The following is a 12,581-nucleotide window of genomic DNA, read 5'->3' as shown; positions in this document are numbered from 1 at the left end:
CGAGCGGCATCGCCGCTCAGCCGTGTGCGAACTCCCAATACAGCTTGCGCGCCTTGGCATAGAACGGGCCCGGCTGCAGCGAGCGGTCGTCGATCCGGATGATCGGCTGCACCTTTGCGAAATTGCCGCTGGCGAAGATCTCGTCGGCGGTCTCAAAGTCGCGATAACTCAGCGAAGTTTCGAGCACGGTGACGCCATCGCCGCGCAGCAGCTCGATCACCCGCTGCCGGGTGATGCCGCTCAGGAAGGTGCCGTTGGCCGCCGGCGTATAGACCACGCCGTCTTTAGCCATGAAGATATTGGAGTTGCCGAGCTCGGCGATATGCCCGAGCATGTCGCGCAGCAGGCAGTTGTCGAAGCCGCGACACTTGGCTTCCATCATGGCCCGCGAATTGTTCGGGTACAGGCATCCGGCTTTGGCTTCCACCGGCGCACATTCGGCGGTCGGGCGGCGGAACGGCGACAGCGTAATCGACAGGCCGGTCGGCTTCGGCATCGGCGCTTCATAGATGCACAGGCACCAATTGGTGGTGTCCGGATCGAACAGCACGCCGCCGCCAACGCCGTTTTGCGCCCAATACATCGGCCGGATGTAAAGCTCGGCATTGCCGGCGAACCGCTTCAGGCCGTCCCGTACCAAGCCAAGCCAAGTCGCCTTGTCCACCAGTGCGTTGAGCTTGAAGTTGGTCGCCGACCAGTTGATCCGCGCCAAATGGCGGTCGAGATCCGGCGTCACGCCCTCGAATGCGCGCGCGCCGTCGAACACCATGGAGCCGAGCCACGCTGCGTGCGTACGAGGGCCCATGATCGGCACGTTGCCGTCATGCCACTCGCCCTCGAAGAAGGTCCAGGTCTGGGAGTAGTTGATCGGTGCAGGAGCGGGCATCGTCGTCGGATCCATCACAGTCTAAATGCGCCGCGCGCGATGCGGCTGAAGAGGGGGGCGTCGAGCGCGACGTAGCCGCCCGTAGTGATGTCGGCGACATAGAGCGGATCGCCGACGACCGACGGGTCGAAACCCTCAGTGATTAGGGTCTGCTTTGCCTGCTTGAACGTGCCGGTGAGATCGAGCGTCGGCCGCAGCCGCAGGAAGAGCGGCCGTGCGTAGGCCGGCAGCCGCGTGGCGAGATGGCGATGGAGGGCCGCGAGATCGAAGCTCTCCTCGGTCACCAGCGCAGCCATGCCGGCGCGGCCATCGTGGTTCGGAACGCTGACGCCATAGACGCTGGCGTCGATCACGCCGGGGCAGACGGCGAGTATGTCGGCCACTTCGCTCGCTGCGACGTTCTCGCCCTTCCAGCGGAAGGTGTCGCCGATCCGGTCGACGAAGCGGAAGAAGCCCTTGGCGTCCTGCAGCATCAGGTCGCCGGTGCGGAACCAGGCGTCACCCGGTGCAAACACGTCGCGCAAGATCTTGAGCTCACTCTCGCCATCGCTGGTGTAGCCTTCGAACCGGCCGCCGCCGCGCTCGGCCTCGCCGATCCGGCCGATCGCTTCGCCGGCCTCGCCGCGGGCGCAGCGGATGCACCGGCCCTGTTCGTCGCGCACGGGTAGTCCTGTTTCGAAATCGAATTTCACCAGTGCGGCTGGAAAGCGATGCGCCAGAAACGACGGCAGCCGCCCGATCGCACCGGGCTCGCCCTCGACATTGTAGAGCGAGAAGTTGCCCTCGGTGGAGGCGTAGAATTCGAGAATGCGCGGGATCGCGAACCGCGCCTGAAACGCCTCCCAGACGTCGCCGCGCAGTCCGTTGCCGCAGGCGAGCCGCAGACGATGCCGCGTTTCGTTCGGCGCGATCGGCGCCTGCACCAGATAGCGGCACAGCTCGCCGATATATTGAAACAGCGTACAGTCGTAGCGGACGATATCGTCCCAGAACCGCCGCGCGGAGAACTTCTCGGCGATCACGACCGAGCCTCCCGCCATCAGCAGGCTGCCGGTCGCGACCACGCCGCCGACGCTGTGGTAGATCGGCAAACAATCGTAGATGCGATCGTCGGATGTCGCGCCGGTGAGGCCGGCGAACCAGCCGGCCCAGCTCATCACCCGGCGGTGACTGACCCGCGCTGCCTTCGGCAGCCCCGTGGTGCCGGAGGTGTAGATCAGCAGTGCCGTATCATCGACAGTCACAGCGGGACGTTCGTCCGCCGTAAGTGGATCGTCGTTTGCGATCGCCAGCGCGTCCGACAGCCCCACCTCGGTATCGTCGTCGCCGTGCAGCCACAGCCGGGGCGCAGATCCCAGATGCAGTTTGGCGCTGTCGTAGGCGTCGCTGAGTTCCTTCGCCACGATGATATGGCTGGGCGCTGCGACATCGATGCAATGGGCCAGCGAGGCGCCGGTGAGCTGTGTGTTGAGCAGCGCCACCACGCCGCCGACCTTGGTGATGCCGAGCCAGATCGCCAGATAGTCTGGGCGGTTCGGCATCAGCAGCGCGACGGTGACGCCTTTGCCGATTCCGTGTGCGAGTGCCCAGCGTGCGTAACCGTCAATTCGTCGCGCCAATTCGGCGTAGCTGAACCGTTCTTGCTCCGACAATAGTGCGTGCGCATTCGGCGTGCGCATCGCCCATTCGGCGACCGTATCGCACAGCAAACGTTCCGGCTCGCGTTCGATCCGCGCAGTGATCTCGATCGCGTTCAGCCAGCTCTTGGCGACCGATGGGCGCGCGGGCGCCGCATCGGTAGAACGGATGGCAGCGGTTGCGTGCACGGTCATCGACACCCATTCCGAAAGTTCGTGACGAGTTTGAGTGCAATTGTAGGCGAACGCGGTTGGCGATTTGTTGCGAATGCCTGGACGAAGCACGCTTAAGGTAAACAAATTCAAATCGATTCAAACTGTATTCAAATCAGCAAGCGAAATTAGGGTTAGTTTGTCGTCGTCTTTGAAATGTGTTGTCCGCTAATGCGGTGCGTTCTAGCAAAGGCCAGACGCGGAGCTCTGTGTGTGTGAAGTGCAGCCGCGGCGAAGGGAGGAGCTCATGCGCAACGAGACGCTTGCCATCCACGCCGGCTACGAGCCCGAACCCACCACTCACGCGGTTGCGGTGCCGATCTATCAGACTGCCTCTTACGCGTTCGACAGTGCCGACCACGGCGCGGCGTTATTCAATCTCGAGACCGAAGGCTATCGCTATTCTCGGATCGCCAATCCGACCACAAGCGTGCTGGAAAAGCGCGTTGCTGAGCTGGAAGGCGGCGTCGGTTCCCTGGCGGTGGCGAGCGGGCAGGCGGCGCTGCATTTCGCCTTCGTCAATCTCGCCGATCATGGCGGCAATATCGTCTCGGTGCCACAGCTCTATGGTACCACGCATACGCTGCTGTCGCACATCCTGCCGCGACAGGGCATCACTGGCCGCTTCGCTGCCAGCGACAAGCCAGACGACATCGCCAAGCTTATCGATGAGGGCACCCGTGCGGTGTTCTGCGAAACCATCGGCAATCCGGCCGGCAATGTCTGCGACATCGAAGCGATCGCCGACGTGGCGCATCGCGCCGGCGTGCCGCTGATCGTCGACAATACCGTGGCGACGCCGATCCTGTTCAAGCCGATCGCGTATGGTGCCGATGTCGTGGTGCACTCGCTCACCAAGTTCCTCGGCGGCCACGGTACCACGCTCGGCGGTGCCATCGTCGACAGCGGACGATTCGACTGGGCCAAGCACCCGGAGCGGTTTCCGGCATTCAACCAGCCGGACCACTCCTATCACGGCATGGTCTATGCGGAGCGGTTTGGGCCGACCGCTTACGTCGAACGTGCGCGGTCGATCTATCAGCGCACCATGGGATCTGTGCTGTCGCCGTTTAACGCCTTTCTGCTGCTGCAGGGCATCGAGACAGTCGCGTTGCGGATGGAGCGCCACGTCGAGAACGCCCGGAAAGTCGCCGAATTCCTGCGCGACGATCCGCGCGTTGCCTGGGTCAATTACACCGGCTTCCCGGACAGCCCGTATTATCCGCTGGTGCAGAAGTATCTCGACGGCCGCGCATCGTCGCTGTTCACCTTCGGCATCAAGGGTGGCATGGAAGCCGGCAAGGCGTTCTACGATTCGCTCAAGCTGATCACCCGGCTGGTGAACATCGGTGACGCCAAGTCGCTCGCGTGCCACCCGGCGTCGACCACCCATCGCCAGATGTCGGCTGAGCAGCAGCGTCAGGCCGGAGTTTTGCCGGAGACGATCCGGCTTTCGATCGGCATTGAACACATCGCCGACATCATCGAGGATCTCGATCAGGCGCTCGCGCAAGCCTGCGGTTCGCAGCCGCGTCTGGCGGCGGCCGAATAGGCGGTCCGGCGCATGAGCTTGCTGTTCGACAGCGCCGATCCGATCGACAGCCCTGTGCTGGCGCCGGATGGTGCCGGCGACGAGCGATGCCGGTGGGGACGGCCGGATCACCGCAAGCCGATCGAGATCGGCCTTGTCAACAATATGGGCGATGCGGCGCTACGCGCGACCGAGCGTCAATTCGCGCGGCTGCTGCGCGACGGTGCCGGCGAACGGCGTGTTCGGCTGCATTGCTTCGCGCTGCGCTCGGTGCCCCGATCGGCGGCTGCTCGCCACCGCATCGATAGCCTCTATTCCGATATCGCTGATCTCGGCCGCGTCCGTCTCGACGGCCTGATCGTCACCGGTGCCGAGCCGCGCAAGGCGGCACTCCGCGACGAACCATATTGGGACGAGTTCCGCCGGTTGGTGGATTGGGCCGAAGCCAACACGCGCTCGACGATCTGGTCCTGTCTCGCCGCCCATGCCGCCGTTCTGCATCTTGACGGCATCGAGCGCCGAAGACTGCCGCGTAAATGCTCGGGGGTCTATACGGCCGGGAAGCTGCAGCGCGATCCGATGCTGGATGATCTGCCGGCGACTATGCGAGTCTCGCATTCGCGCCTCAACGATCTCGATGCGGACGAGCTTTCCGCCGCTGGCTACGAAGTTCTGACGCGAGCAGTCGGAGCGGGCGTCGACGTGTTCAGGCGCGATGGCCGCAGCCGCATGGTGTTCTTTCAGGGGCATCCGGAATACGACCCCGCGACGCTGCAGCGCGAATTTCTGCGTGATGTCGGTCGCTATCTGGCTGGTGAACGCGACGATTGTCCGGAGCCGCCGTGCAATTACTTCAGCTCAGAAACAGAGGCTCGGCTTGCCGCGTTCTGTGATCGTGCAACGGCTGATCGTCGGCCAGACGTCATCGCCGAACTGCCACCGTTGGCGCTGCGGCCGGGACTGACTGCGGCGTTGGAAGTCTCCGCGGTGGCACTGTTCGGCAACTGGCTGTCGCTGCTCGCGGCCGAGTCTTGAACCGCAAACGAATTCATCCAAGCATACGATGAAAGTGTGGCGTTCCTACGCGAGCGTCGGAACACGGATCATTCCGCTGGCTGGGTGAGTCGACGCTGACGCCATCCCGTCACCAGCCGCAACACGGACCCATCGATGCCGGCGAGATGAATCGATGCGCTGCGCATCAGTAGCGCCAGTGCGATGAACGAGATCGCCGTCGCCGCCACAGCGCCGGAGATACCGAACAGCGGGATCAGCACGAAGAACCCGACCGCGCGCATCAGCACTGTGCCGCCGATGATCGCCAGATAGCGACCCTCGTGACCCGTCAGCATCAGGATCGAGCCGCACGGCCCGGCTGCAGCGACTGCCGCGGTCCCAGCGGTCAGGATCGCCAGGGCGCTGTAGTACGAGACGTAATCGGCATTGAAGAGATACAGGATCCAGTGTCCACCGCCGAGCACCACCATCAGGCCGCCGATCACGATCGCCAGGGTGACGAGCGCCACCGAATCAAGCAGGCCGTCGAGTTCGCGATGTTGCCGGCTGTAATACAGATGTGGGAAGTGCCGGGTCGAAAAGATGTAGACGGCACCGGTAGCCATTGCGAACGCGTTGGCGATCCGGGTGGTGACGAAATACGCGCCGGCAACGGTCGGGCTCATCAGGTAGCCGATGATCACCACGTCGGCGTATTGATTGGCGGCCTCCAGGCAGCCCGACACCCACAGCTTGGCCGAGCGGGCACTCCAGGTGCGCAACTCGAAGGCTGAGCGTGAGCGGCCGATATGCGGGAATTGAGCGTGGACCCGCCGCCGCAACAATGTCATCTGCACCATCACGGTGAAGCAGGAGGCCCCCGCCATGGTGAGGAAGATGGTGTGGATTTCAATCGGCGCGCCGATGATGACGCAGCCGGCGAGGTAAACCATCGGACAGGTGGCGACCAGCAGATAGGTCAGGCCGTCGCTGACACCGACGCCGACGGCACCGCGGGTGACGTGCGCCGAAATCAGCATCACCGCAAAGCAGACCAGATACAACGTCGCCGACAGCGCCAGCAGCGTGTCATGCTCGGCCGATACCCAGAAGAAGAACGGCAGGCCGACCAGCACGCTGCCGGCAAAGCAGGCGAGCGTCGTGAAGATCATCGCGCCCTTCAGCTTCGGCTCGTCTCCGGCGGTGGTGTATTCGCTCCACGACCGCATGATGAAGATCTGCTGGCCGAAGGTGGCGACCACGCTGAGCAGGCTGGCGGCGCTGAACAGCATCGAATAGGTGCCGAAATCGTGTCCGCTGAGAGTCCGCGCGGCGAGCGTCACCAGTCCGAGATTGACGATCGTGATCAGCACGCGCAACCCGAACGCGCCGGTCATGGCGCGAATCCCGGCGTTCTTGCTCAGGTTGATCAGTCTTTCGAGCGTGGTACCGAATTTCAAAATCATCAACCTCGCGACGGGCTTGCAGATTTCGAGAGAGCACTCGACGGTGGGAACGATCCTCCGGGGGACCCGGTTCACCACGTCGACAATCCCGCCGCCACCGTCCTGGCGCACGGTAGCAATCTATCCTATTTGAACGATCGGCGAGCGAATGCCGGGCGATAATTGTCGATGACGGTAAAGATGCTCGCAGACCCGACCGAAGCGGGGGCGCTTTGGCATTAACCATCGTCTCATCAGCGCGGATATCGGATCTATGAATAGTCGTGTCGTCAGCCTCAACTTTGGAACGCTGCTTCGGATCGCGGCCTGGCTGTGCCTTGCGGGGATCGCGTTTGCGACCCTCAGTCCGATTGGCCTGAGGCCCACCACCGGATTGTCGCCGTCGATCGAGCGCTTCGTGGCGTTCGCGGTGGTCGGCGCATTATTCGGAGCGGCTTACCCGCGCTATATCCTGTTCGCTGCGATGATCGTGCTCGGGGCTGCGGTGCTGTTCGAACTATTGCAGGTGCTGGAGCCGTCACGGCACGGGCGGCTGTTCGACGCCAGCGTCAAGCTCGCTGGCGGAACCATTGGCCTTGCGGCAGGATCAATTGCCGGCCGTCTGTTCCGTAGCGATTGAGGCGCAACGTAGAGAAGTCAGCGTGCCGGGACGGCGACCGGGTCGTTGGCGCGGGCCATGCGTCGCAGCGGCTGCAGCTTCGGCTGAATCACGCTGCCGTCGATCAGCTCCAGTCGTCCGCAGCGGTTGAGAGTGTGGAGCTTGCGGCCGGGCCAGCGCGGCCCAGGCTGGATGATGTGGTGCACGGTCTGGACGAACGTCTCTGGCGAAAGAGCCGTGACTTCCGCAAGAGCCAGGGCGCCGCCATAGCCGTGCGTGCAGTCCTGCACCGGCCGCCACAGCTGCCCATTGCGCCGGACGAAATGCCCCGCAGGACGCGCGCTGGCGCGATCAACCAGGGCCGGCTGCATCGCGTGCGGCCGCCACGGCCCGAACAGATCATCCGCGACGTAGATCGACAGCGTGTCGGAATAGCCGCCATCGCTATCGTCGTCGCGGGTCGCGCCGAACAGGTAGTGCCTCCCCTCGTGCTGCAGGATGGTGGCGTCGGCGAGCTCAACGCCGGACAGCAGCGTCGCGTGGCGTTCCCAGCGTCCCGGAAATTCGACACAGCGATAGATTGTCACGTCCTTCTGCAGGCTGCTCTCTGGGATCATCCAGAGTTCATCGTCCTGCACGATGAGGAACGGATAGGACAAATGCCACGGCTCTTCGAGCACCGGCACCGCTTCCCCGACCGGGCCGGCGTCGCCGAATTCGACCGCCGAGATCGTGCCCTTGCCGACGCGATGGTCGAGATCTTCGAAAAACACGAAGGTGCGGCCCTTCCAGGTCACCGCGAACGGATCTGCGTAGAACCGGTTCGCCGGGCTCGGCAGCGCCGTCCAGTCTGGTCCCGACAGATCGCCGGAACTCCAGATCCCCGCATCGTCGGTATAGCGCCATCCAATCCGCCAATGCGGCGCATAGCAGCACAGCCGGTAGATCGCCTTGGCGATCGACATCGCGAGGTTGCGGGCGACGAAGCCTGCGGCGGAGTGCGCGTGGCCGAGATGGGCGCCGTCGCGGCGGATGCCTTGTGCTCGCGGACCGCTTTCGAGGATGCCCCTCAGCAGCGTTCCGGTGCGCGCCATGGTGGCGCCGAGCGCGCCGCCGAGGCCGCTGGCATTTTCGCCTGACGGTTTTCCGGACCACATCACCGCGCCGCTGACTTCGTCGCGGATCTCGATCACCGGCAGATCGCCTCCGAGAATCGCCGCAAGGGCGGCATCTTCGCCGGCCCGGCCGTCGAACAGAGGGCGTAAGTACAGGCGGGCAGGACAATCAGCTTCGCGCGGTGCCGTGGTGAAGTCGATCACCAGGTCGGCCTGGCCATAGGAGGCGCGCGAGGTGTCGAGCAGTGCCGGCTCGGGGTCTCCGCCACAGCGCTGGCCGCGCCGCAGCAGCATCCGTTCGAGGTCGAGCAGAGTGTCGAGCCCGGCCGGCCGTTCCGCGGATGTGGAAATCCAGCTTACCTGCAGCGTGCGTCCAGGACCTGCCAGCAGATCGAGCAGGTGGCGCATCCACGTTCTGGGGCGCTGCTGGTCGAAACGAAGCTCAACAATCATCAGACAATCCGTCAAACAATATTACATCGCCTGTTCGAGAATATGGACGTATTCATCGACCATGGCGTCGACAGAGTATCTGGTCTTCAAGCCCTCGCCACTGCGCTGAAGTCGCACCCTCAACGCAGGGTCGTCGAGCACCGCCGATATCGCCGCGCCGAGAGCGGACGTGTCGGAGGCGTCGACCAGCAACGCCGCCGGTTCTCCCTGATAGGCTAATACTTCACGGAGCACCGGCAGATCGTTGGCGACCACCGGCACGCCCGCATGGGCGGCCTCGACTGCTGCAAGCCCGAAAGTCTCTGCCAGCGAGGGGAATACGAAGACGTCAAGGCTGGCAAGGAAATCGGCGACTTGTTCCGGTGTGATCTCGCCGACAAAGAATACCCGATCGGCGACGCCAAGCTGTTCGGCCAGTGCGCGCAACCGCACTTCGTCCGGCCCGTGGCCAGCCAGCGCAAGCCGCCAGGAAGGTTTCGCCGGCAATACCCGGATGGTGGCATCGAGCTGTTTAAGCGGATGTAGCCGCGCCGCAGTGCCGAGCATGACGCCGTCCATCGGCAATGCGAAGCGGCGGCGCGCTTCGGCCCTGGTCAGCGCCGAGTGCTTCTGATCGAAGCCGTGCGGAACATGGGTGAGGCGCCTGCGGTAAGAATCCGGATAGCGCGAGTAGTCGTGCAGCATATCTTCGGAGTTCACCGTGATGGTGTTGAAGACGCCGAACCGCCCCATCATCAGATCGAGCTTCTGCAGCCAGCCGGGCATTGTCAGTCGCGCCGACACTTGATTGGCAATCACCGGCGCCGGGCTCACCAGCCGCGCGATCGCGCCGCCGATGGCGTTGCCATAGTGCTGAAACGTCAGGATCGCGTCGGGACGGGCGGCGCGGATCTGTTGCCCGAGAGACACCAGGAAACGTAGGAACGCCAGCGGATTGCCGGGGCGCCGCGGGACGCAATAGCTGGTGTTCAGTGGCTCATCGAAGCCGCGCGATTGCCGGAAGAAGAACAGGTTATGGACATCGTAACCGCGCGCTGTGAGGCCCGCGCCGACGAGGCGCGAGATCTCCTGCGCTCCGGCGTTCTCGGCCTGGGTCTGGATCACCAGCACGCGGCGACGCATTGATCTCGGCGGCACGGCGGATACCATCGGCGCACGCGAGCGAGGAGCGTGTCCGCCGGTGGCGAACGCATGCTCGGCTCGAGTGATCTGTTCGTTCACGTGCCCTGTCTCCCGGTGCGCTATCCGTCTTGTTTAGCCTGCTGCAGATGTGACGGTTAACGAAAAGTGCACGTCCTGATCGTGTAGTTGTACACTCTCGTGCCTGCGGTTGGTCAATTTCGTTGTGGCGCGGTTAATTGGTACAGAATGCACAAAGCGATTTGGTCGCACTCGTGCTTCGCCGCATGGTTCCTTAACCATCTGGTAACGAACCTCTCCGGCGGCGCTCGAGTAACCACGGATTAACCGTAGATATTTACTTTGTCGCGGTGGTGACGCGGGCGGTTCGTGTGGAGTGTGCGTATGTCGGGTAGCCAACCAGGCCGGGACAAGGCGATCCCTGCCCCGCGTCCGACCGCGGACATCTGGGAGAACCCTGATCAGCTTCCGGCGGACCGCGGCGATCTGATCAAGGCGAAGCTGACGCCTGCCGTTATCACCAAATTCCTGCGGGACAATCTGAAGCGGATCGCTCTGCTTGCCAGTGCTCTGTTCGTGCTTGGCATGATCGTGCTGTGGTTGCTGCCGGTTCGTTATGCGGCCACCGCACTGGTGATGGTCGATCCGCGCGAGCAGCGCGTCACGACCGATCAGGAAGTGCTGCCGGGCATCGGCCAGGACGCCGCCGCGCTGCAGAGCCTGATCGAAATCGCCAAGTCGGACGGCTTCCTTAGGCCGCTGGTCGAGAAGCTGAAGGTTGCCGAGGACCACGAGATCGCCGGCAGTGAGACCGATCCGGCGCGCGTCCTGGACCGTTTCCGCAAGCATCTGGAGATCGCGCGGCGCGGCCTGACTTACGTGATCGAAATGACCTTCGTGGCGAAGGACCCGCAGCGCGCGGCGTATTACGCCAACGCGGTCGCAGAGGCGTTCGTCGCCAGTCAGACCCAGGTGCGTGCCGTGGCGGCCGACGAGGCCGCCGGCTGGCTGAGCAGCCGCCTGAAGACGCTGAACGAAAAGCTGCGGGCGTCGGAAGATGCGGTGGCGGCGTTCAAAACCCAGTACCGCATCGTCGATGCCGGGCGTGAGAGCACCACCCGGCAGCTTCGGGTCACCGAGCTGACCCAGCAGGTTTCGGCGGCACGACTGCGTACCGAGGAGGCCAAGAACCGCTACGAGCAGGCGCAGCGCGACCTGAAGTCCGACGTCGACGGCTCGACCGGCTCGAAGTCCGATCTCGTCAGCGTTCTGCGTACCCAGCGTACCCAGCTCAACGATCAGATTGCCCAAAAGCGCGCGGTGCTGGGCGATCGGCATCCAGAGCTTGTGATCGCCTATAATCAGCTCGCCGAACTCAATCGCCAGATCGAAGCCGAGCGCAAGCGCAACATCGTCAGCGCCAAATCCGACTACGATGCGATGCGCGACCAGTTGAAGACGCTGGAGCAGCAGCTGAAGTCGCTCGAGACCGAGATGCTCGGCGACGATCAGGCCGCGGTGAAGCTCAAGGAGCTGCAGCGCGAGGCCAACGCCAATCGCGCGATCTACGAGCAGTTCCTGGAGCGTTACAACACCACCAACCAGCAGCGTCTGCTGCAGGCGACCCAGACCAAAGTGGCGTCGTTTGCGACGCCGCCGACCCGGCCGACCCGGCCGCCGCTGCTGGTGCTGATCGCCGCCATCGCGGTGGCGTCGATCCTGGTGTCGATCGCCGTCGTCGCCATGCTGGCGTCGTTGTCGAACCAACCGGAGCGGGCCGACAATTCTGGTCCGCCGGAAGGTGCAACCGCACCCGCGCCGGTTGAAGCTGCAGCGACCTCGGCTGCGGAGCCGATTGAGGAGAAGAAGCCCGCCGCCGACTATTCCAATCTGCCGATCGTCGCGCGGATTCCCGATCTGTCCGGTGTGCGCACCCTCGGTGGCAAGCTGGCGATGCTCGGTGGCGAGCGGCGGCTCGATCACTATGTCGTCGGGTTGCTCGATGCGATCGGGGTGAAGCCGTCGCAGCGCGGCAAGGTCGTGCTTGTGACGTCAGTCGACCCTGGCGCCGGCAAGAGCTCGGTGGCGCGTGCGTTGAACGCGATCGCGGTCGATCGCGGGATGCTGAGTGTCGTCATCGAAGTCGCGGGTCAGTCGCGCACCGCGCCTGCTGCGCCGTCGAACCGCGCCGAGCCGGATGGTGGCGCTCTGGTCCGCGTGTTGAAAACCACGATTCCGTCCGTCGTCCGTCTGATCGCATCGGCACCCGATGTGTCGGCGCAGAACGATGTCCGCAGCGAGTTCGATCTCATCCTGATCGACGCACCGGCGCTTGCCACGCAGACGGAGGTTGCCGAGATCGCTGCTCACACCGATCTCAATCTGCTGGTGATCGACAGCGCCGTCACCGAGGCTGGCGCCGCGTTGGAAGCGCAGGCGCTGCTGTCGCGCCGCGGACATGCGCCCGCTGGCGTAGTCGTCAACAAGGCCAGTGCGCAGCCGGCTCCTGCTGCGGTTCCCGCCGCACGGCTGGCGAGCTGATCGGC

The 12,581-nt window shown here is 64.1% G+C and carries 9 protein-coding genes; 4 read left to right on the top strand and 5 right to left on the bottom strand.

Annotation, left to right across the window (positions count from 1 at the left end):
• Positions 1-16: 16 nt before the first annotated feature.
• Both HZF03_RS23090 and HZF03_RS23085 read right to left on the bottom strand, forming a co-directional pair.
• Complete coding sequence (locus HZF03_RS23090; protein ID WP_165858101.1) at positions 17-886, bottom strand: branched-chain amino acid aminotransferase; 870 nt, start codon at positions 884-886, stop codon at positions 17-19.
• Between the two features lie 14 nt (positions 887-900).
• On the bottom strand, positions 901-2,718 hold the full coding sequence (locus tag HZF03_RS23085; protein WP_119017808.1) for a long-chain-acyl-CoA synthetase: 1,818 nt from the start codon (positions 2,716-2,718) through the stop codon (positions 901-903).
• Between the two features lie 265 nt (positions 2,719-2,983).
• Between HZF03_RS23085 and HZF03_RS23080 the strand changes: the two genes are divergently transcribed.
• Both HZF03_RS23080 and metA read left to right on the top strand, forming a co-directional pair.
• Positions 2,984-4,288, top strand: a complete 1,305-nt coding sequence (locus HZF03_RS23080; protein WP_119017801.1) for an O-acetylhomoserine aminocarboxypropyltransferase/cysteine synthase family protein — start codon at positions 2,984-2,986, stop codon at positions 4,286-4,288.
• A 12-nt stretch (positions 4,289-4,300) separates the two neighbouring features.
• Positions 4,301-5,302, top strand: a complete 1,002-nt coding sequence (gene metA / locus HZF03_RS23075; protein ID WP_119017800.1) for a homoserine O-succinyltransferase MetA — start codon at positions 4,301-4,303, stop codon at positions 5,300-5,302.
• 68 nt (positions 5,303-5,370) lie between these two features.
• Here metA and HZF03_RS23070 read toward each other — a convergent pair whose 3' ends face one another.
• Complete coding sequence (locus tag HZF03_RS23070) at positions 5,371-6,729, bottom strand: lipopolysaccharide biosynthesis protein (protein WP_234832189.1); 1,359 nt, start codon at positions 6,727-6,729, stop codon at positions 5,371-5,373.
• Between the two features lie 253 nt (positions 6,730-6,982).
• Here HZF03_RS23070 and HZF03_RS23065 point away from each other — a divergent pair, with 253 nt between their 5' ends.
• On the top strand, positions 6,983-7,348 hold the full coding sequence (locus HZF03_RS23065; RefSeq protein WP_011160120.1) for a hypothetical protein: 366 nt from the start codon (positions 6,983-6,985) through the stop codon (positions 7,346-7,348).
• A gap of 17 nt (positions 7,349-7,365) precedes the next feature.
• Here HZF03_RS23065 and HZF03_RS23060 read toward each other — a convergent pair whose 3' ends face one another.
• The gene (locus HZF03_RS23060; protein ID WP_119017798.1) at positions 7,366-8,895 is read right to left on the bottom strand and encodes a glucosamine inositolphosphorylceramide transferase family protein; all 1,530 of its coding nucleotides are present in this window, start codon (positions 8,893-8,895) and stop codon (positions 7,366-7,368) included.
• A gap of 21 nt (positions 8,896-8,916) precedes the next feature.
• Entirely contained in the window at positions 8,917-10,044 is a 1,128-nt protein-coding gene (locus HZF03_RS23055; protein WP_119017807.1) for a glycosyltransferase family 4 protein, read from the bottom strand.
• Between the two features lie 375 nt (positions 10,045-10,419).
• Between HZF03_RS23055 and HZF03_RS23050 the strand changes: the two genes are divergently transcribed.
• Complete coding sequence (locus HZF03_RS23050; RefSeq protein ID WP_119017797.1) at positions 10,420-12,576, top strand: GumC family protein; 2,157 nt, start codon at positions 10,420-10,422, stop codon at positions 12,574-12,576.
• The last annotated feature ends 5 nt before the right edge of the window (positions 12,577-12,581 follow it).

It is taken from the genome of Rhodopseudomonas palustris (assembly GCF_013415845.1).
GTDB lineage: Bacteria > Pseudomonadota > Alphaproteobacteria > Rhizobiales > Xanthobacteraceae > Rhodopseudomonas > Rhodopseudomonas palustris_F.
This window is presented reverse-complemented; position numbering and strand designations above follow the sequence as displayed.